Origin of the sequence: Pseudomonas sp. Leaf129 (assembly GCF_001423465.1) — a bacterium.
GTDB classification, from domain to species: Bacteria; Pseudomonadota; Gammaproteobacteria; order Pseudomonadales; family Pseudomonadaceae; genus Aquipseudomonas; species Aquipseudomonas coleopterorum.
On the sequence record NZ_LMOC01000001.1, the window covers coordinates 1515901 to 1535556 of the forward strand.

The following is a 19656-nucleotide window of genomic DNA, read 5'->3' on the forward strand; positions in this document are numbered from 1 at the left end:
TTTTTTCAGGAGATCCCATGTTCGATTACTCAGCCCGCCCCGACCTGCTGGCCGGGCGCGTCATACTGGTCACCGGTGCCGGTCGCGGCATCGGTGGCGCCGCCGCGAAAACCTATGCTGCCCACGGCGCTATCGTGCTGTTGCTGGGCAAGACCGAGTCCAACCTGACGGCCGTGTATGACGAGATCGAAGCGGCCGGGCATCCCCAGCCGGTGGTTATCCCGTTCGATCTGCACAGCGCACACACCGCGCAGTACGCCGAACTGGCGCAGATGATCGAGAAAACATTCGGCCGCCTCGACGGACTGCTGCACAACGCCTCGATCATCGGCCCGCGAACGCCCCTCGACGTGCTGCCCGACGACGAATTCATCCAGGTGATGCAGGTCAACGTGAATGCGACCTTCATGCTCACTCGCGCACTGCTGCCCCTGCTCAAGCAGGCCGAAGATGGCTCGGTAGTGTTCACCTCGAGCAGCGTCGGTCGCAAGGGACGTGCGCACTGGGGCGCCTATGGCGTGTCGAAGTTCGCCACTGAGGGCTTGATGCAGACGCTGGCCGACGAATTGGAAGGTGTCAGCGCCGCACGCGCCAACAGCATCAACCCCGGCGGAACGCGCACGGCGATGCGCGCGCAGGCCTACCCGGCCGAGGACCCGGGCCGCAATCCGCTACCCGAACAGATCATGCCGGTGTACCTGTATCTGATGGGACCCGACAGTGCCGGGATCAATGGCCAGGCGTTCGACGCCCAGTGAAATGTGTCCTCAGGACAGGCGCCATTCCGTGCGACCGGCCAGCCAGCCTGTCGCGCAACCATGGCGCCGCCTGAGGTGATCCTGCTAGACCGTCATCAAGCCGCTACGGCCTTCACGCCACGACCCTGTTGTCCAGCGTCGTAGTGCGCTGCTGCTCCAGCGCCATGCAGCGTTCCAGGAACAGGAACATGAAGTCGTAGCTCTTGCAGATGGCGTTGCGCAGTTCGGTCTGCTGCGCTTCGGTGGCGTGGTTGCCGATCAGCGTGCAGATGATTTCCAGGGCTTCCCATGGATGCTCATCGTCGTACTGGGCGTGCAGGCTCAACCAGCGCATGGCGCGCTTGCGGTTCTGCTCGGGAAACGCCTGGGCATAGGTGTCGTCGGCACAGACCACCGCCGACCACTCGCCGGTGGCCCCTTCGATAGCATAGTTGGTCGCCGCCATGGCAACCGCCAGCGAATCGGTGGCGCAGCTCTGCCAGCACCAATGGCTGAGCGCATGCAGCTCGGCCGGCACATCCTGGGCGATGAGGTCCTGCAGGCTGACGCCATGGGCCTGGCTCCAGTGTACCCAGTAATCGGCATGGTTGAGCTCGACACGAATGTTGCGCATCAACCAGCGCCGCGCCATGTCCTCGCCCGGATGCCGGGCGAAGCGGGTCTTGGTCAGGTTCTGCGCCATGTACAGCGAGAATTGCTCCACCACCGGCCAGCCGCCGATCAGGTAGTGGCGCATGGTGCGCGAGCTCAGCTGGTTGTCGCGCATTCGTGCATAGACTTCATGCTCGACAACCCGCCGCTTGTTCGGCGCACAGTCTTCGATGAGTTTCTGTGCCCATTCGGGATAACTCTTTGCGTCCATCAGCGGACCCAGTCGAATAAAAGGATCGTTCACTGGCAAACCTCCATTTAATTGAGTGAAGAACAGCGGCAAATTGCCCTTATCGGAAAGTGTCGGGAACCCCGAATCGCGACGGCCGCAGTCTGCCCAGATGCCGGCGCAGACTGTCACAGGTAAATACCTGCGGTCGCTCGATCAAGTATCCCTGTGCGTAGTCCACACCAATTTCCAGCAAGGCCTGTTCTATCAGAGGCGTCTCGACAAACTCGGCAATGGTGCGCTTGCCCATGACGTGGCCAATATGGTTGATCACTTCCACCATCGCCCGATTGATCGGGTCGTCCAACATATCTTTAACGAAGCTGCCATCGATTTTCAAATAATCGACAGGTAAATGTTTCAAATAGGCAAAAGAGGACATACCGGCACAGAAGTCATCGAGGGCAAAATGACATCCTAAGCTCTTCAATTCATTGATAAATCGGATCGCGCTACCGAGATTTGCAATCGCGCTGGTCTCGGTGATCTCGAAACATATTAATTCAGCTGGAATCGCGTACAGGCGAAATTGTTCTTGCAGGAACTCGAGAAATTCCTCGTCGCCTATGCTGATCCCTGACAAGTTGATGGCGCAGACCGCCAAGGGGCCCTGATCGGGCTGATCCAGGGTCTGGCGTACCACCTTGAATACATTCTGCACTACCCACCGGTCCAGGGCGGTCATCAAGCCGTAGCGCTCGGCGGCTGGAATGAACACGTCGGGCATGATGATGCGGCCGGTTTCATCGCTCAGGCGCAGGAGAATCTCGATGTGTCCACCCGGTGGGCCGTCCTGTATGCCCAGCGCGGCGATTTCCTGTGCATAGAGACAGAAGCGGTTTTCTTCCAGGGCCATGTGCAGGCGCTGGACCCAGGCCATTTCGTCGACCCGCACAGTCAGCTCGCTATCGGCGGCATGGTAGACCTGGACCCGGTTACGGCCCCGTTCCTTGGCCAGGTAGCAGGCCATGTCGGCGGCGCGCATCGAAGCTTCGAGGGTGATCGGTGCCTGGGTCAGGTGCACCATGCCGACGCTTACGGTGGTCACGAAAGGCCGACCTTTCCACACGAAATGCAGGTTTTGCACGGTCTGGCGCAGCGTTTCGGCGAGCTTCTCCGATTCACTGGTGGAGCAGTTCTCGATGAGAATGCCAAATTCGTCCCCGCCCAGACGCGCCAGGGTATCGCCCTCGCGCAGCCCGGATTGCAGCAACGCGCAGATGTGCCGAAGCAGTTCGTCGCCTGCGGCATGGCCACAGGTGTCGTTGACCAGCTTGAACTGGTCCAGGTCCAGGAACATCAGGGAGTGACAACCCGGATAGCGTTGCAGCGCGGTAAGGGCCTGTTCGAGGCGGAACTCGAATTCGCGGCGATTGGCCAATCCGGTCAGTGCATCGTGGGTGGCCTGCCAGGAAAGGTTGGCGATGTACTGACGTTCCTGGGTCATGTCGTGCAGGACCAGCACGGTCCCGCTGATGTGCTGGTCGGTCTGGATGGGCGCGCCTACCAGCGTCACCGAGACCGTGCTGCCGTCCAGACGCTGGATCAACTTGGCGTGCTCGCTGCCGCCGCGCAGGTCGCCGCTGACGATGTGGTCGATAAGGGTGAAGCTGTCCTTCTCGGCGTTCTCGTCGAGCAGATTGAACAGCGCCGCCAGCGGCAGCCCGACGGCCTGGTCGGCACTCCAATGGGTGAGACGCTCGGCGGCCGGGTTCATGTAGAGAATCGCGCCTTCGACATCGGTAGTGATCACCCCGTCGCCGATCGATGCCAAGGTCACCTGGGCGCGATCTTTTTCCAGCTGCAGCGCATAGGCAAAGGCATGGCGCTGATTGAGCAGCTTGTGCGTGCGCCACAGCGCGAGCACGATCAGCAGCAAGGCGACCAGCAGATTGCTCACCACCAACAGGTATTGCACCGCACGCGAGCCTTCGCCCAGGGCCACACTGAAGGCCATGGCGGCGGGTGTGACCGCGTCGTTGATGGTCATGATCTGGTGTTTCCAGCGCGCCATGTCCGCTTCGGTTGCGGTGCCGGCCTGCTGTGCGGCGTGCATGCGCTGCGCCAGTTCGTCGAGCTGGACCAGGTAGGTGTCACCGGTCTTCCAGTGCGCAATGGCCCTGGACATGTAGCTGACATCGCTGAAGTGACGGTATAGCCAGATGATGTTCTGCATGTCGTCGGGGTGATTGTTACCCTTCAGAATGCCTGCCCGCGCCGCTGCCAGATCGGGCTCGGGCTGGTCCAGGGCCAGGCGCAGTTGATGACCGCCCTGGGGAATGGCGATGGCCCGCAGGTATTTCTGGAAAACGTCTTCGTCCCGGCTGTCGGCATACAGGTTGAGGTAGTAGATCGCGTCTTTCTGACCCTTGGACCAGAAACTTTCGCCCGCGACATAACTACGCACTGCGGACAGTGCGTAAAGGCTGATGCAACCCAGCATTGCCATCAATCCCACCACGGCGATAAATGGCCAGACGATCCCCAGTAATCTCGGCGTATCGAGAGTCTGCGTGTGCTTCATGAGGTTCCTTGCTTCAGCAATCCAGGCAACGTCCAAGTCAGAACTTCAATCACCGCTGGCACACTTTAGGCTAGTTTCGGAAAGGACCGGCACCGTTTTCTTCGGCGTCGAATGTTTTTTCCATAGCTCGTCGTGACGCCAGGGGCGAATCAAACCTGCTGCAGATAACCGTACAGACGCGCATACAACCCGCCCTCCGCGATGAGTTGCTGGTGGTCGCCATCTTCGGCGATCCGACCGCCGTCGAACACCAGCACGCGGTCGGCCTGTTTCACCGCAGACAACCGGTGGGCAATGATCACTGTAGTGCGTCCTCGCAGGAAGCGCCCGAGGGCCTGGTGCAAGTTGTACTCGGTGGCCGCATCGAGTGCCGAAGTGGCCTCGTCGAGGATGACCACCTTGGGCTCGGCGAGCACCATCCGCGCAATCGCAAGACGCTGTCGCTGACCTCCGGAAAGACGCACGCCCGAGCGGCCGACGACGCTGTCCAGCCCCTGCGGCATGTCCCGTACCGTGCCGTCCAACTGGGCGATCCGCAAGGCGTCCCAACACGCCTGGTCACCGGCGTCGCGCCCCATGGTCAGGTTGGCGCGAATGGTGTCGTTGAACAGTGCCGGATGCTGCAGCACCACCGCGACATTATCGCGCAGGGTCTCAAGGCCAATGGCCTGCTGCAGCGCGCCACCGAAGCGCACTTCTCCCGCCTGTGGCGTATAGAGCCCGAGCAGCAACTGCACCAGAGTGCTCTTGCCGCCTCCGCTGGCGCCGACGATGGCGACCTTTTCCCCGGCCGCTATGGACAGGTCCAGGCGGTCCAGTACCTTTTCTTCGGCGTAGGCGAAGCTCAGGCCACGAATGTCGATACCCACCGTCTCGCGGTCGCGGAACGGATCGCTGCCGCCCTCATACCTGGGTTCATCGGCACGGGCGAGCAATTCATTAATCCGGTTCAGTGCCCCGCCTGCCGCGTAGTAGGCGTATTGCAGGTTCAGCAGTTGTTCGACTGGCGCGATCATGAACCAGAGGTAGCTGAACACTGCCAGCATCTGACCGATGCTCAGGTCGGAGAACAGCACCGTGAGCATCGCAGCGGCGCGGAAGATGTCGATGCCGAACTGGAACAACAACGCACTGGCGCGGCCCGATGCGTCGCTTTTCCACATGGACGCGACGGCAAAGTCGCGGACCTCGCGAGCCCGCAGGCCCAGCCGCCCCAGGAAATAGCCCTGACGATTGCTGGCGCGCACTTCCTGAATGGCGTCCAGGGTTTCGCTGAGCGCCTGAGTGAAGCGCGCCGTGCTGTCGTTCTCGAGTTTTTTCAGGTGCTTGACGCGCTTGCCCAGTACTACCGTGGCGTACACCACCAAGGGGTTGAACAGCAGGATCAGCAGGGCCAGTTTCCAATGCATCCACATCAGGATGCCCGCAGTGCCTGCCAGGGTCAGCATGGCGACCAGAAAGCGACTCAAGGTTTCGCCGACGAATTTGTCGAGGGTGTCCAGGTCGGTGACCAAGTGCGTGGTGACGGTCCCGCTGCCCAGGCTTTCGTATTCGCTGAGCGAGATACGCTTGAGCCGCTCGATCAGGCGTAATCGCAAGCGATAGACCACGTCCTTGGCCAATCCGGCGAACAGCCGCGCCTGCACGACGTTGAACAGCAACGCGCCGCAGCGCAGGGTGAAACTGACCACCAGCATGAAGCCGATGAAGCCGACGGGGATCTGCCAGGCGCTGGGCAGCACCTGGCTCATCCACCGTGTGGCACTGCCGGCATGACCGAGCAGCACTTCATCGACCAGCAACGGCAACAGCAGCGGAATCGGCACGCTGCACAGGGTGGCCAGCACGGCTACCCCATTGGCGGTCCATAGTGCCCGCTTGTGCTGCAGGGCCAGGCGGCGAATTTCACCCCAGCTCAGGCGGTCTGCCGCCCCGTGTAAACCTGTCTCCCCGACGGGGCCGGGGCGGTCATGCATGGGCAGCACGTTCCAGCCAGCGGGCCAACAGCGGCGACAGCTCGGCCAGCGGTCGATAACCATTGGTCAGCAAGGCCAGCTGACCCTCTCGCTCGGCGAGCAGAGTCGGGAAACCTGCAATGCCCAACCCCTGCGCCCAGGCGAAATCCGCCTGGGTGGCCCGCACCCTGTGATCGCTGTCGAATGCCTCGACGAATTCGATGCGCGGCACCCCTGCCCGCTCGGCCAGGCTGGCCAGTTGCGCTGGCTGGGTTACGTCCAGGCGCTCGGTGTAGAACGCCTGCTGGATCAGCTGGACCAACGGCCACACCAGGTCGGGCGCCAGCTCGCGGACCGCCACGATCGCTCGGCACGCCGGCTCAGTGTCGTAGACGAAGCCTGCTGGCAAGGCCCCTTCGAACGTGAAGGGTTGACCGGTCGCCTCATGCACGGCGTGCCAGTGCTCGACGATGTAATCGCGAGTGGTGGGTTCCAACGCCGCGCCGCCGCTGCGCAGCCCGCCCACCACGATATGGGTCTTGACCCCTGCGGCCTCGGCCTGATCGATCAGGGCCTGAGCCACGGGGGCGAAGCCCCAGCACCAGGAGCACATCGGGTCCATCACGTAGATCAGGCGGTTGCGCGACATGACTCAGTCCTGAGCGGCTTTGCGATAATTGTGCCCGATAGGGTGCGGCAGATTGCGCGCGCGAGCCAGTTCGATCTGTTTCTGACGATCAATGGCGCTCTTGCGGGTCTTCTCGCTCAAGCTGTTCCAGCAATGCGGACAACTGACGCCTGGTAGGTAGTGATCGCTGGCACGGTCTTCGACACTGATCGGTGTGCGGCAGGCATGGCATTGGTCGTAGTCGCCTTCGCTGAGGTCGTGACGTACGGTGACGCGATTGTCGAAGACGAAGCAGTCGCCTTCCCACTTGCTTTCCTGCTGGGGCACCTTTTCCAGGTATTTGAGAATGCCGCCCTTGAGGTGATAGACCTCTTCGAACCCTTCGCCCAGCATGTAGCTGGAGGCTTTTTCGCAGCGGATGCCGCCGGTGCAGAACATCGCGACCTTCTTGTGCACGGCGGGGTCGAAGTGGGCCTTGATGTAGTCGGGGAACTCACGGAACGACGCGGTCCTGGGGTCCACGGCGCCCTGAAAGGTGCCGATGGCGACCTCGTAGTCGTTGCGGGTATCGATCAGCAGGACTTCAGGATCGTCGAGCAACGCATTCCAGTCCTGTGGCTCGACGTAGGTACCGACCGTACGATTGGGATCCACACCGGGTACGCCAAGGGTGACGATTTCTTTCTTCAACTTGACCTTGGTGCGATAGAACGGCTGTTCGTCGCAGTAGGACTCCTTGTGGTCGATGTCGTCCATGCGCGGGTCGAGCTTGAGCCAGGCCAGCAGCCCGTCGATACCCTCGCGGGTGCCGGACACCGTGCCGTTGATGCCTTCTTCGGCAATCAACAGGGTGCCCTTGATGCCGTTGTCGAGCATGGCCTGCAGCAGCGGCTCACGCATCTCGACGTAGTTTTCCAAGGTGACGAACTTGTACAGTGCCGCCACGACGATAGCTTGGGTCATGGGTAAAACGCTCCAGGTGGTCGACCGCGCAAGGGCCGGACCGGTATGTTTTCAGGTGACAAGTCACGAGACAGGTCGGGGAACAGGTTTCAAGGGTACCTGAATGAAAAAACCCGCCAGCGGCATGCCGCTGGCGGGTTCTGGATTCTAGCAAGTTTCGAAGCCCAGTGCTCAGGGCTCAGCGCCCACCGCCGGCGCAGGTGGGCGACGCCGGTGCAGCACCGACCTGCGCCCATTCCTGCGGCGTGTAGGTATGCAACGCCAGGGCATGGAACTCGCCCATCAGCTCGCCGAGCGTGCCATACACCAGTTGGTGGCGCTTGACACTGTTCAGGCCGGCGAAACGTTCGCTGACTAGAACCGCCTTGTAGTGCGTCTCGGTGCCACGGCTGTGCATATGGCTCTCGTCGAGCACGTCAAGATGCTCGGGTTGCAGCATCTGCAGCGTGGACACGATGCGTTCCTTCATCGACATCGCCAGCGACTCCGTTATGGCTTCGCAGGCTTGGCCGCACCGGCAGCAGCCTTGGCAGCGCCCTGTGGGTCCAGTTCCTTGGTCATGTCAGCCAGCAGGTTGTTGACCACGGGTACCGCGCTTTCCAGCTTCTGCTGGGTCAGCTGGGCGGACTGCTGGGTCACGGCCGGCATTTTTTCCAGGACTTTCTTGCCCAGTGGCGACTGGTAGAACTTGACCAGGTCCTTGAGCTCCTGCTCGGAGAAGTTGCTGGTGTACAGCTTGACCATGTCGGGCTTGAGCTTCGGCCAGCCGATGGCTTGATCCAGCGCGGCGTTGGCCTTGGCCTGGTAGGTTTCCAGGGTGGCCTGCTTGCTGGCCGGTGCCTTGGTCTGCTCGAAGCGCTGGGCGAACATTTGCTGTACTTGCATGTACACCGGTGTACCCAGCTTGTCCGCATGAGCCATCATCAGGAAGGCTTCGGCGCTGGCGTTGTGGCTGGCGGTGTCGGCAAGGACCTGGCCACTGGCACAGACGAGAACAGCCGCGGTGCAGATGGCGCGAAAACGAGTCATCGAGTTTCCTTATCTAGCAGGCGAGGTAGAACCCCAGAAACGATCATTCTGCGCTCATGTTCGTGCGTCACTCAACCCCGGGCTACGAACGGCACTTACAGTTTCATGGAACCTGAAGCTGGGCGCGTACCCTAACAGCCAAGGCTGCCGGTGAACCGCAGCAAGACCCGCCCGTGCATCGTCGGGGTGTGACGCGAGATCGACAACAAGGAGCATAAACAGCATGAGTCGTATCGAAACAGACAGCCTGGGACAGGTCGAAGTTCCTGAAGAGGCGTACTGGGGCGCCCAGACCCAGCGTTCGCTGGTGAATTTCGCCATCGGCGAGGAACGCATGCCGCTGCCGGTTTCGCACGCCCTGGCGCTGGTCAAGAAGGCCGCCGCGCGGGTCAACGATCGCAACGGCGATCTGCCGGCCGATATCGCCCGATTGATCGAGCAGGCCGCCAACGAAGTGCTCGCCGGCGAGCATGACGATCAGTTTCCTCTGGTGGTCTGGCAGACGGGCAGCGGCACCCAGAGCAACATGAATGTCAACGAAGTGATTGCCGGTCGGGCCAACGAACTGGCCGGCAAGGGGCGTGGCGGCAAGTTGCCAGTGCACCCCAACGACCACGTCAACCGCTCGCAAAGTTCCAACGACTGCTTCCCGACCGCCATGCACATCGCTGCCGCCCAGGCCGTGCACGCCGATCTATTGCCGGCGATCGCCGTGCTGGGTGAGGGCCTGGCCGAACTGGCCGGGCGACATATGCAACTGGTCAAGACCGGTCGCACGCACATGATGGACGCCACGCCGATCACCTTCGGCCAGGAAGTCTCGGCCTATGTGGCACAGCTGGAGTACGCACAGAAGGCCATCCGCAACGCCCTCCCCGCGGTATGCGAGCTGGCCCAGGGCGGTACGGCGGTGGGCACCGGGCTCAATGCACCCAAAGGTTTCGGCGAAGCGATCGCCGCCGAACTGGCGGCGCTCTCCGGGCTGCCCTTCGTCACCGCGCCGAACAAGTTCGCGGCATTGGCTGGCCATGAGGCCCTGACCAGCTTGTCGGGCGCACTCAAGACCCTCGCCGTGGCCTTGATGAAACTGGCCAATGACTTCCGTCTGCTGGGCTCCGGACCTCGTGCAGGACTGGCCGAGATCAAGTTGCCTGCCAATGAACCAGGCAGTTCCATCATGCCCGGCAAGGTCAATCCAACCCAGTGCGAGGCGCTGTCCATGCTGGCGTGCCAGGTCATGGGCAACGATGTGGTCATCGGGATTGCCGCAAGCCAGGGTCACCTGCAGCTCAACGTCTACAAGCCGGTGATCATCCATAACCTGCTGCAATCGATCAAGCTGCTTGCCGATGGCTGCCGCAATTTCCAGGAGCACTGCGTGGCAGGCCTGGTACCGGATGCGCAGCAGATGGGCGAGCACCTCGAGCGCGGGCTGATGCTGGTCACGGCGCTCAATCCGCACATTGGCTACGATAAAGCCGCCGAGATTGCCAAGAAGGCCTACGCTGAAGGCCTGACCCTGCGCGAATCCGCATTGTCGCTGGGTTACCTGAGCGAATCCGAGTTCGATCAGTGGGTGCGACCCGAAGAAATGCTTTAAGCTCTCGCCGCCAGCGCCTTCGTACTTCCTCGATGGCGCCAGCGGTGGACACACTTGATCCACGTCAAAGATCGAACCCTACACAGGATTCCCATCATGTTCGGCAAGCGTGCGCAGGACCTCGTTGAAACCACGCACTTTCGTGCCGAACGGTTCAGTACGGTCAACGGCTTCTACTTTTTCAGCACGCGGGAAAACACCCTCGAAGGCCCGTTCGCAACTCGCGAGGAAGCAGAGCGCGAGAGCCGGGCCTACGTCATCCGCGTATCAGGACGCCAATCCTACCGTTGACCCCCTCAGGGCTTGGCGGCCGGTTGACGCACTGCAACTCGACGGGCGGGTTGCTCCAGTACCGCTACCTTGGCGGGTGTAAAGATGGGCTGCAGTCTGCCGCTGGCATGCATCTGCTGCATCAGCGCGGTGAACTCCTCGGCCGTGATGGGCGCACCGGGGCGCAACAGCGCATAGTGCCGATAGATCTGATCGACTCGCTGGGAGACCAGCAACTGCGAGCCGACCTCCGGATTGTGAGCGATGAAATCCGCCAGGAACGACCGCGTTACCAAGGCAATGTCGGCACGCTTGCGCACGATCATCATCAGGTTGCTTTCATGTGAATACGTCAATACGGCGTTGAAGCGGCGCAACAGGTACTGCGGGTTGGCGTCGAAATCCGCGAATGCATAGTGATAGCCGTAGAACAACGCCATGCGCTTGCCATTCAGGTCGTCGAAAACCTCCTGATCATTGCCGTCCTTGAGCGCCACGAAGACCTCGGCATCTTCCAGCCCCAGATCGACCGCGCTGTGCTTGATGCGCTGCCAGCCCCACAGTGGGTTCTCGAACATCGCCATGTCGACCCTGCCCTTCTCGAAGTCCTGATACCGTCGAGCGATCGAGGTGGGCACCAGAACGAAGTGCCAGTTGGTCTGCACCTGGTTGAGCTGATCGATGAGCAGGGGCAGCAGGCCTTCGTCGCTCCCTTGTTCGGGGTGCACGACATAGGGTGGAAAATGAGCGGCGCCGACACGCACTTCCTGGGCCGCCTGCGCGCCCAGAACCCAAAAGGCCCATCCAGCCAGCAACAGACGTGGCAGGGCCGCCTTAAGATAACCGTACTTCAAGACAGAGAACCCTCACCAGCCGTTTTGCGAAGCACGTACGCTAGGGGTTTTACGTCGGGCTGACAACTGCTAAACCCTGTACGTGCCCTCGACACCTTCGCCCCTGCCAGCCGCCGCCTGTAACGATCCGCCCTGTTCCCCTGTTTCAGGGATCCCGGAACTCTTTGCACCGACTTGCGCTCTAGCCTCTAAGCGCATGTGCCTGGGAGCCTGGTATGCCGCATTGGCTGGTCATCGATCTGGAAGCCACCACCGACGAAGGTGGTTGGCCGGTCACCGAAATGGAAATCATCGAGATCGGTGCGAGCCTGGTCAACCGCGATGGCAGTGAGGTCGACCACTTCCAGCGGTTCGTCAAACCGGTGCGCCGCCCCAGTCTGACGCCGTTCTGCCGCGAGCTGACGCACATCGGCCAGGCGGACGTGGACGCTGCAGCGGTCCTGACTCAGGTCTGGAGAAGCTTCGAGCAGTGGCTGGCGCCTCATCGAGGGCAACTGCAGGGTTGGGTCAGTTGGGGCGACTATGACCGCCTGCAGTTGCTGCAGGACTGGCAGCAGCACAACCTGGAGAGCGTGCTGGCGCGGGTGCCGCACATCAATCTCAAGCAGCGCTTCGCCAAGGCCCGCCAATTGCCGCGCCCGCTGGGCCTGACCAGCGCTCTGCAACTGGCCGGCCTGCAGTTCAGCGGCCAGCAGCACCGGGCCCTGGAAGACGCGCGCAACACCGCGCGCCTGCTGCCAATGGTGCTGGCGCCGTAAAGCGGATGACGGCCTGCCAGGGCTTGGGCATACTGGCCAGCCCTTTCCACCCCTTTCGCAAGGAACCGACTCATGTTCAAGGTCAACGAATACTTCGACGGCACCGTCAAGTCCATCGCTTTCACCGAGGCTGACGGCCCCGCCACCATTGGCGTCATGGCGCCGGGCGAGTATGAATTCGGTACGGCCCAGAGCGAAGTCATGCACGTGGTATCCGGCGCCCTGACGGTCAAGCTGCCCGATGCCAGCGACTGGCAAACCTTCACCGCCGGCAGCCAGTTCGATGTACCGGCCAACAGCAAGTTTCAGCTGACCGTGGAAGTGGAAACCGCCTACCTCTGCCAGTACCGTTGATGATTCCGGCCCCCAGCCCTGGGGGCCGTCCGCTCTAGCGACCGAGTTGCAGGTGCGCCAGGCGCGCGTACAGTGGGTTGCTGGCCACCAGCTCGGCGTGGGTCCCCAGCGCCATCAGACATCCTTGATCAATCACGGCAATGCGGTCGGCGTTCTGCACCGTCGCCAGACGGTGGGCGATGACCAGCGTCGTGCGGCCCTGCATCAACGTAGGCAAGGCCTGCTGGATCAGGTGTTCGCTCTGCGCGTCCAGGGCACTGGTGGCTTCGTCCAGCAACAGGATGGGCGCGTCGACCAGCAAGGCCCGAGCAATCGCCAGGCGTTGGCGCTGTCCGCCTGAAAGTCCCATGCCGGCATCGCCAAGCGGTGTCTGATAGCCCTGCGGCAGCTGCACGATGAAATCATGGGCATGGGCAATGCGCGCAGCCGTCTCGACCTGCTCGGCGGTGGCGTCGGCGCGACCATAGCGGATATTGTCCTCGACACTGCCGAAGAACAGCGCCGGTGTTTGCGAGACGATGGCGAAATGTCGACGCAGGTCCTGCGGGTCAAGCTGGCGCATGTCGATATCGTCGATGAGCAGACGGCCCTGCTGCGGATCGTAGAACCGCAGCAACAGTTCGAACAGCGTCGACTTGCCGGCGCCGGAAGGCCCGACCAATGCCAGGGTCTCACCCGGCCGAACCGTCAGACTCATGCCCCGGATGGCCGGTGCGTCCTCCCGCGTCGGGTAGGCAAAAACCACCTCCTCCAAGGCCAACGCGCCGGTCACCCGAGACGGCAACTGCTGCAAGCCCTCGGTGGGCGGCTGAATCGCGCTGCGCGCCTGCAACAGTTCGGCGATCCGTTGCGCAGCGCCAGCGGCGCGTTGCAGTTCACCGACGACCTCACTGAGGGTGCCGAAGGCGCTGCCGACGATCAGGCTGTAGAACACGAACGCAGCGAGTTCGCCGGCCGAAATGCGTCCGCCGATCACGTCCATGCCACCCACCCACAGCATCACTGCCACCGCGCCCAGCACCAGCACGATCACCAGCGCAATCAACCAGGCGCGCTGGACGATGCGCCGCCTGGCCGTGTCGAAAGCCTGCTCCACGGTCACGGCGAAGCGTCGCTGGTCCTCGCCCTGGTGGTTGTAGGCCTGCACCGTCTTGATCTGGGTCAGGGTTTCGGCGACGTAGCTGCCGACGTTGGCGATGCGATCCTGGCTCTGTCGCGACAGACGCCGCACCTGGCGACCGAACATCAGGATCGGCGCCAGCACCAGCGGCAAGGCGACTACCACGATACTGGTGAGCTTGGGATTGGTGATGAACAGCAGCACCACGCCGCCGATCACCATCAGCAGGTTGCGCAGAAACATCGACAGCGACGAGCCGATGACCGATTGCAGCAAGGCCGTGTCGGTGGTCAGCCGCGACTGGATTTCGGAGCTGCGGTTGTTCTCGTAGAACGCCGGGTGCAGGTGGATCAGATGATCGAAGACCTGCTTGCGGATATCGGCGACACAGCGCTCGCCGATCCAGGACACCAGGTAGAACCGCGCAAAGGTCCCCGTCGCCAGGGCCAGTACCAACACCATGAACACCGCGATGGAGCGGTTGAGCAGATGCGTGGACTGGGTCATGAAGCCCTGGTCGACCAGCATCCGAATGCCCTGCCCCATGGACAGGGTGATACCGGCGGTGACCAGCAACGCCAGCAGCGCGCCGATGGCCTGCCATCGATAAGGGCGTACAAAACGCCACGCCAGGCGCAGGCCACGACGTTGACTTGAAGACAATAGCTGCAAGGGGGATGATCCGTATTCAGAGGGTCCACAAGCCTACACCCGGACGCGGGATCGACTACAGTGGAACTCCATGAATCGCACAAAGTCAGCTAGGAAGCAGGCCGTAACAAACGGCGCAAACACCTGAAGAGGAGACAGGCCATGAGCTCGCATGACGACACGCAGAAAAGCATCGAAGTGGTACGGGTGCATCCCCATGAGCCCGTCGGTGGTTCGATCATCGACGAGCAGGGCCGAGAAGTGCCCATTACCGAAGACATGGTGCAGGAAGCCTGTCGCGAGCTGGAAGAGCACGTCGTCAAACCCACCGGCAACGTCTGATCGAACCACCCGTCTCACTGCCTTACAAACCCGGCCCTGACAGAAATGACAGACGGCCGGGTTCGTGTTTCTAGGGCTCGGCTAAACCAGGACCGCACCCAGGGCGGCGACGATGCGTTCGAGCACAGGTGCCGGGCCGTCGATACGTACGCGCAGGCCTTCGATCTCGCGGCGTGGTGGGTAATGCTTGCGCAACTGGTCGAAGGCGAGTCGCTGCCGATCGGTGTCCGCGTCCAGGCTGCGGCGGAAATCGGCATCATCACGACGGGGGTCGTAGACACCGCGGCACAGCATGGCCAGCGCCCAGTCCGGATCGGTGTCGGCGCTCAGGTTCACCTCTCCCAGCCAGGGTTTGGGCAACAGGTCTTGTAACTGCACGTCGGCATTGCGCCCGAGGAACTCGCACAAGGCTTGATAGATCTGCGCCGTGCCACGGCGGCGACCGTCGAGGCTGTAGCCGGCGATGTGCGGCGTGCCGATCACGCAGCAGTCGGCCAGTTCGCGATCGACCGCAGGCTCCCGCTCCCAGACGTCGAGTACCGCTTGCAGGTCTTCGCGCGCCAGCAGGACGTGACGTAGTGCGACGTTGTCGATCACCGGGCCGCGCGCGGCATTGATCAGCCAGGTGCCCGGTTTGAGGGCGCGCAGACGCGCTTCGTCGAACAGGTGCCAGGTCGGATGAGGGCCGCTGCGGGTCAGCGGCGTGTGCAGGCTGATCACGTCGCAGTGCTCGACGATGTGTTCCAGGCTGACGAAGTCACCGCCCTCGCCGGCCTCGCGCAAGGGATCACACACCCGCACGTCCCAGCCCAACCCACGTAGTACCTGGACCAGTCGCCCGCCGACCTGCCCGGCACCGACGATGCCGTAGCAACGCCCGCTCAGCGGCAGCCCTTCGACCTCGGCCAGGGTCAGCAGGCTGCCCAGCACGTAGTCGACCACACCACGGGCATTGCAGCCCGGCGCGCTGGCCCAGCGGATGCCGGCCTCGGCGAAGTGGTCGAGATCCAGATGGTCGGTGCCGATGGTGCAGGTGCCGACGAAGCGCACCGGGCTGCCTTCAAGCAAGGCGCGGTTGACCTGGGTCACCGAGCGCACCAGCAGAACGTCGGCCTCGGCAACCGCCGCGCGATCGATCGACCTGCCGGGATAGCGACGGATTTCTCCAAAACCTTCAAAGAAAGCGTCGAGCAGCGGGATGTTTTCGTCGGCGACTATGAGCATGGGGTATCCAGAAATATAGAGTGATGGTAGCTTGTTCGCGGGCAGAGACCCGCTCCCACACAAGAGCGAGCGCGGTCCCTGTGGGAGCGGGGTARCCTGTTCGCGGGCAGAGACCCGCTCCCACACAAGAGCGAGCGCGGTCCCTGTGGGAGCGGGGTAACCTGTTCGCGGGCAGAGACCCGCTCCCACGCAAGAGCGAGCGCGGTCCCTGTGGGAGCGGGTCTCTGCCCGCGAAGGCATCGCCACGGAGTCAGCTTCAGATAATGCGCTGTTCGGTCAGCTCGCGCACGAACGATGGCGCGATATAGCGCTGGTAATGCGCCTCCGACAGAATGAAGAACTCCCGATCGATGGCATCGCGCAGTTGTGGCAGATCCCAGTCGCGGAACTCGGGCAACAGCACCAGGCCATAGGCTTCCAGGTTGTTGATCACCCGGGCTCCACGGGCAATCAGCTGGTAAGCCCAACAGTACTCCGACTGCCGCTCGACGAAACGTATCTTGCGTTGTTCCAGTTGTTGGCGCAGCTTCAAGGGGTCGAACACTTCCAGCTTGGCCACCATGACCTGCACGAGCAACTGCTCCAGCCGCACCCACACCGCGCGTTTCTGCGCTTCGTCGTAGCCGTTCCAGTGAATGACTTCATGGTGGTAGCGCTTGCAGCCACGACACACGAGGTCCCCGTACACTGTCGAGCACAGGCCCACGCAGGGCGTCTTGATGGAATGGTTGGACATGGCGAATCGGCACACTGGACGGTGGAACACCGGGCGCATGTTAGTCCTTTGTCTAACAGGGGTCACCCCAGAAATCGTGGGGCTTAACTTAACTTCCTGCGCGAATTAACGTAGAATCATGCAGCCTTTTTAGGCGCCAATGTCCATTGGAAGCTGTTTTCAAAGCGTCACGAGCACAGTCGATCCAGTAGAAGGGTGTTGGCACCGTTCATCCGGTGCCAGCCCTCATCAGTTTTCCCTTCTACAGGCGTAAAACTTTGAAAACAGCTTCTGTAAGGAATACCTGCCCTCCTGGCTGAACGGCCGAAAAGTCCGTGCGCATGGATGCAGGCATTCCCTGGATGAGCGTCCCTTCCGGGACCACTGATGAGGGTAATAACTGTGCTTGAAGCCTATCGCAAACACATCGAAGAGCGTGCCGCCCAGGGTATCGTGCCCCAGCCGCTTAACGCCGAACAAACCGCAGGCCTGGTCGAGCTGCTGAAGAACCCTCCCGCCGGCGAAGAAGCCTTCCTGGTCGACCTGATCACCAACCGCGTACCACCAGGGGTGGACGAAGCCGCCTACGTCAAGGCCGGTTTCCTTTCCGCCGTGGCCAAGGGCGAAGCCACCTCCCCGCTGATCGACAGCAAGCGTGCCGTGGAACTGCTCGGCACCATGCAGGGCGGCTACAACATCGCCACCATGGTCGAACTGCTCGACGACGCCACCCTGGCGCCGGTGGCTGCCGAACAGCTCAAGTTCACCCTGCTGATGTTCGATGCCTTCCACGACGTCGCGGAAAAAGCCAAGAACGGCAACACCCACGCTCAAGGCGTGCTGCAGTCCTGGGCCGATGGCGAGTGGTTCAAGAAGCGTCCTACCCTGGCCGACAAGATCAGCCTGCGGGTCTTCAAGGTCACCGGCGAAACCAACACCGACGACCTCTCCCCGGCGCCTGACGCCTGGTCGCGCCCGGACATCCCGTTGCACGCCCTGGCCATGCTGAAAATGGCCCGCGAAGGCATCGTGCCCGACGTCCAGGGCTCGATCGGCCCGATGAAGCAGATTGCCCAGATGTACGCCGACGGCTACCCCGTGGCCTACGTGGGTGACGTGGTCGGTACCGGATCGTCGCGTAAATCGGCCACCAACTCGGTGCTGTGGTTCTTCGGTACCGACATCCCGTACGTGCCGAACAAGCGTGCCGGCGGTTTCTGCTTCGGCACCAAGATCGCTCCGATCTTCTACAACACCATGGAAGACGCCGGCGCCCTGCCAATCGAGTTCGACGTGTCGAACATCAACATGGGCGACGTGATCGACCTCTACCCGCACCAGGGTAAAGTCTGCAAGCACGACAGCGACGAGGTGATCACCACCTTCGAACTCAAGACCCCCGTACTGCTCGACGAAGTCCGCGCTGGCGGCCGTATCCCGCTGATCGTCGGCCGCGGCCTGACCGACAAGGCACGCGCCGAGCTGGGCCTGGGCCCGACCGATCTGTTCAAGCTGCCCGAAGCCCCGGTCGACACCGGCAAGGGCTACACCCTGGCACAGAAGATGGTCGGCAAGGCCTGCGGCCTGCCCGAAGGCAAGGGCGTGCGTCCCGGCACCTACTGCGAACCGAAGATGACCACCGTCGGCTCCCAGGACACCACTGGCCCGATGACCCGCGACGAACTCAAAGACTTGGCGTGCCTGGGTTTCTCGGCCGATCTGGTCATGCAGTCCTTCTGCCACACCGCGGCCTATCCAAAGCCGATCGACGTGACCACCCACCACACCCTGCCGGATTTCATCCGCACCCGCGGTGGCGTGTCCCTGCGTCCAGGCGACGGCATCATCCACAGCTGGCTGAACCGCATGCTGCTGCCGGACACCGTCGGCACCGGTGGTGACTCGCACACCCGCTTCCCGATCGGCATCTCGTTCCCGGCCGGTTCCGGCCTGGTGGCTTTCGCGGCCGCCACCGGCGTCATGCCGCTGGACATGCCCGAGTCGGTGCTGGTGCGCTTCAAAGGCACCATGCAGCCAGGCATCACCCTGCGCGACCTGGTCCACGCGATTCCGTACTACGCCATCCAGAAAGGCCTGCTGACCGTCGAGAAGAAAGGCAAGATCAACGCCTTCTCGGGTCGCATCCTGGAAATCGAAGGCTTGAACGACCTGACCGTCGAGCAGGCATTCGAACTGTCCGACGCCTCGGCCGAGCGCTCCGCCGCCGGTTGCACCATCAAGCTGCCGGAAAAGGCCATCGCCGAGTACCTGCAGTCGAACATCACCCTGCTGCGCTGGATGATCAGCGAAGGCTACGGCGATGCGCGGACCATGGAGCGTCGTGCCCAGGCCATGGAAGCCTGGCTGGCCAACCCTGAGTTGCTGGGTGCCGATGCCGACGCCGAATACGCCGAGATCATCGAAATCGACTTGAGCGACTTGAAAGAGCCGGTCCTGTGCGCACCGAACGACCCGGACGATGCACGTCTGCTGTCCACCGTTCAGGGCGAGAAGATCGACGAAGTGTTCATCGGTTCGTGCATGACCAACATCGGCCACTTCCGCGCTGCCGGCAAGTTGCTCGACAAGGTCAAGGGCCAACTGCCGACCCGTCTGTGGCTGTCACCGCCGACCAAGATGGATGCCCATCAGCTGACCGAAGAAGGCTACTACGGCATCTACGGTAAGGCTGGCGCGCGCATGGAGATGCCGGGCTGCTCGCTGTGCATGGGTAACCAGGCACGCGTGGAACCCAACTCCACCGTGGTGTCGACCTCGACCCGTAACTTCCCGAACCGCCTAGGCGACGGTGCCAACGTGTACCTGGCGTCCGCCGAGCTGGCTGCCGTTGCTTCCATCCTGGGCAAGCTGCCGACTGTCGAGGAGTACATGGAGTACGCGGCCAGCATCGACAGCATGGCTGCCGATGTGTACCGCTACCTGAGCTTCGACCAGATCGCCGAGTTCCGCGATGCCGCGGCCAATGCGAACATTCCGGTGGTTCAGGCTTGATGCCACGCTGAAATGAGCT

Annotated in this window: 18 protein-coding genes; 7 read left to right on the forward strand and 11 right to left on the reverse strand. The window is 62.3% G+C overall.

Going from position 1 to position 19656, the window contains the following annotated elements; all coding sequences use genetic code 11:
* Positions 1-17: 17 nt before the first annotated feature.
* Entirely contained in the window at positions 18-758 is a 741-nt protein-coding gene (locus ASF66_RS06585) for a YciK family oxidoreductase (protein WP_056843201.1), read from the forward strand.
* Positions 759-870: 112 nt separating this feature from the next.
* Here the strand turns inward: ASF66_RS06585 and ASF66_RS06590 are convergent, their stop codons facing one another.
* From ASF66_RS06590 to ASF66_RS06620, 7 genes are all read right to left on the reverse strand, one after another.
* On the reverse strand, positions 871-1653 hold the full coding sequence (locus ASF66_RS06590; RefSeq protein ID WP_043187704.1) for a TenA family transcriptional regulator: 783 nt from the start codon (positions 1651-1653) through the stop codon (positions 871-873).
* Positions 1654-1699: 46 nt separating this feature from the next.
* On the reverse strand, positions 1700-4162 hold the full coding sequence (locus ASF66_RS06595; RefSeq protein ID WP_056843202.1) for an EAL domain-containing protein: 2463 nt from the start codon (positions 4160-4162) through the stop codon (positions 1700-1702).
* Between the two features lie 149 nt (positions 4163-4311).
* The gene (locus ASF66_RS06600) at positions 4312-6138 is read right to left on the reverse strand and encodes an ABC transporter ATP-binding protein (protein WP_056843203.1); all 1827 of its coding nucleotides are present in this window, start codon (positions 6136-6138) and stop codon (positions 4312-4314) included.
* Positions 6131-6766 (reverse strand): DsbA family protein, encoded by a 636-nt coding sequence (locus tag ASF66_RS06605; protein WP_056843204.1) that lies wholly within the window; start codon positions 6764-6766, stop codon positions 6131-6133. Before ASF66_RS06605 ends, ASF66_RS06600 begins: the two co-directional genes overlap by 8 nt.
* 3 nt (positions 6767-6769) lie before the next feature.
* Positions 6770-7708, reverse strand: a complete 939-nt coding sequence (gene trhO, locus ASF66_RS06610) for an oxygen-dependent tRNA uridine(34) hydroxylase TrhO (RefSeq protein WP_056843205.1) — start codon at positions 7706-7708, stop codon at positions 6770-6772.
* Positions 7709-7886: 178 nt separating this feature from the next.
* The gene (locus ASF66_RS06615) at positions 7887-8183 is read right to left on the reverse strand and encodes a BolA family protein (RefSeq protein WP_049860987.1); all 297 of its coding nucleotides are present in this window, start codon (positions 8181-8183) and stop codon (positions 7887-7889) included.
* A 14-nt stretch (positions 8184-8197) separates the two neighbouring features.
* Positions 8198-8737 (reverse strand): DUF2059 domain-containing protein, encoded by a 540-nt coding sequence (locus ASF66_RS06620; protein WP_056843206.1) that lies wholly within the window; start codon positions 8735-8737, stop codon positions 8198-8200.
* Positions 8738-8960: 223 nt separating this feature from the next.
* Here ASF66_RS06620 and ASF66_RS06625 point away from each other — a divergent pair, with 223 nt between their 5' ends.
* Positions 8961-10337 carry a class II fumarate hydratase gene (locus ASF66_RS06625; RefSeq protein ID WP_056843207.1) on the forward strand — a complete coding sequence of 459 codons (1377 nt, stop codon included), beginning with the start codon at positions 8961-8963 and terminating at the stop codon, positions 10335-10337.
* 96 nt (positions 10338-10433) lie between these two features.
* On the forward strand, positions 10434-10628 hold the full coding sequence (locus ASF66_RS06630) for a DUF6316 family protein (protein ID WP_049860989.1): 195 nt from the start codon (positions 10434-10436) through the stop codon (positions 10626-10628).
* Between the two features lie 5 nt (positions 10629-10633).
* On the opposite strand, the gene ASF66_RS06635 is transcribed toward ASF66_RS06630, so the two are convergent.
* A complete protein-coding gene (locus tag ASF66_RS06635; RefSeq protein ID WP_442962750.1) occupies positions 10634-11461 on the reverse strand; it encodes a substrate-binding periplasmic protein in 828 nt (275 codons plus the stop codon).
* Between the two features lie 215 nt (positions 11462-11676).
* Here ASF66_RS06635 and ASF66_RS06640 point away from each other — a divergent pair, with 215 nt between their 5' ends.
* Both ASF66_RS06640 and ppnP read left to right on the forward strand, forming a co-directional pair.
* A complete protein-coding gene (locus ASF66_RS06640; RefSeq protein ID WP_056843208.1) occupies positions 11677-12219 on the forward strand; it encodes an exonuclease domain-containing protein in 543 nt (180 codons plus the stop codon).
* A gap of 72 nt (positions 12220-12291) precedes the next feature.
* The gene (ppnP, locus tag ASF66_RS06645) at positions 12292-12573 is read left to right on the forward strand and encodes a pyrimidine/purine nucleoside phosphorylase (RefSeq protein ID WP_056843209.1); all 282 of its coding nucleotides are present in this window, start codon (positions 12292-12294) and stop codon (positions 12571-12573) included.
* Positions 12574-12607: 34 nt separating this feature from the next.
* On the opposite strand, the gene ASF66_RS06650 is transcribed toward ppnP, so the two are convergent.
* Positions 12608-14365 (reverse strand): ABC transporter transmembrane domain-containing protein, encoded by a 1758-nt coding sequence (locus ASF66_RS06650; RefSeq protein WP_056843210.1) that lies wholly within the window; start codon positions 14363-14365, stop codon positions 12608-12610.
* A 141-nt stretch (positions 14366-14506) separates the two neighbouring features.
* On the opposite strand from ASF66_RS06650, the gene ASF66_RS06655 reads away from it, so the two are divergent.
* Positions 14507-14686, forward strand: coding sequence for a PA1571 family protein (locus tag ASF66_RS06655; protein ID WP_056843211.1), 180 nt, complete (start codon positions 14507-14509; stop codon positions 14684-14686).
* An 81-nt stretch (positions 14687-14767) separates the two neighbouring features.
* Here ASF66_RS06655 and pdxB read toward each other — a convergent pair whose 3' ends face one another.
* Both pdxB and ASF66_RS06665 read right to left on the reverse strand, forming a co-directional pair.
* Positions 14768-15910 carry a 4-phosphoerythronate dehydrogenase PdxB gene (gene pdxB, locus ASF66_RS06660; RefSeq protein WP_056843212.1) on the reverse strand — a complete coding sequence of 381 codons (1143 nt, stop codon included), beginning with the start codon at positions 15908-15910 and terminating at the stop codon, positions 14768-14770.
* Positions 15911-16166: 256 nt separating this feature from the next.
* Entirely contained in the window at positions 16167-16646 is a 480-nt protein-coding gene (locus ASF66_RS06665) for a DUF1289 domain-containing protein (protein ID WP_049860995.1), read from the reverse strand.
* Between the two features lie 381 nt (positions 16647-17027).
* On the opposite strand from ASF66_RS06665, the gene acnB reads away from it, so the two are divergent.
* Positions 17028-19637: a bifunctional aconitate hydratase 2/2-methylisocitrate dehydratase gene (acnB, locus tag ASF66_RS06670; RefSeq protein ID WP_056843213.1), complete on the forward strand. Its 2610-nt coding sequence runs from the start codon at positions 17028-17030 to the stop codon at positions 19635-19637.
* Positions 19638-19656: the final 19 nt, after the last annotated feature.

Coding starts and splice junctions, on each gene's coding strand:
- ASF66_RS06585 (WP_056843201.1), top strand. CDS start 18: ATGTTCGATTACTCAGCCCGCCCCGACCTGCTGGCCGGGCGCGTCATA.
- ASF66_RS06595 (WP_056843202.1), bottom strand. CDS start 4,162: ATGAAGCACACGCAGACTCTCGATACGCCGAGATTACTGGGGATCGTC.
- ASF66_RS06600 (WP_056843203.1), bottom strand. CDS start 6,138: ATGCATGACCGCCCCGGCCCCGTCGGGGAGACAGGTTTACACGGGGCG.
- ASF66_RS06605 (WP_056843204.1), bottom strand. CDS start 6,766: ATGTCGCGCAACCGCCTGATCTACGTGATGGACCCGATGTGCTCCTGG.
- trhO (WP_056843205.1), bottom strand. CDS start 7,708: ATGACCCAAGCTATCGTCGTGGCGGCACTGTACAAGTTCGTCACCTTG.
- ASF66_RS06615 (WP_049860987.1), bottom strand. CDS start 8,183: ATGTCGATGAAGGAACGCATCGTGTCCACGCTGCAGATGCTGCAACCC.
- ASF66_RS06620 (WP_056843206.1), bottom strand. CDS start 8,737: ATGACTCGTTTTCGCGCCATCTGCACCGCGGCTGTTCTCGTCTGTGCC.
- ASF66_RS06625 (WP_056843207.1), top strand. CDS start 8,961: ATGAGTCGTATCGAAACAGACAGCCTGGGACAGGTCGAAGTTCCTGAA.
- ASF66_RS06630 (WP_049860989.1), top strand. CDS start 10,434: ATGTTCGGCAAGCGTGCGCAGGACCTCGTTGAAACCACGCACTTTCGT.
- ASF66_RS06640 (WP_056843208.1), top strand. CDS start 11,677: ATGCCGCATTGGCTGGTCATCGATCTGGAAGCCACCACCGACGAAGGT.
- ppnP (WP_056843209.1), top strand. CDS start 12,292: ATGTTCAAGGTCAACGAATACTTCGACGGCACCGTCAAGTCCATCGCT.
- ASF66_RS06655 (WP_056843211.1), top strand. CDS start 14,507: ATGAGCTCGCATGACGACACGCAGAAAAGCATCGAAGTGGTACGGGTG.
- pdxB (WP_056843212.1), bottom strand. CDS start 15,910: ATGCTCATAGTCGCCGACGAAAACATCCCGCTGCTCGACGCTTTCTTT.
- ASF66_RS06665 (WP_049860995.1), bottom strand. CDS start 16,646: ATGTCCAACCATTCCATCAAGACGCCCTGCGTGGGCCTGTGCTCGACA.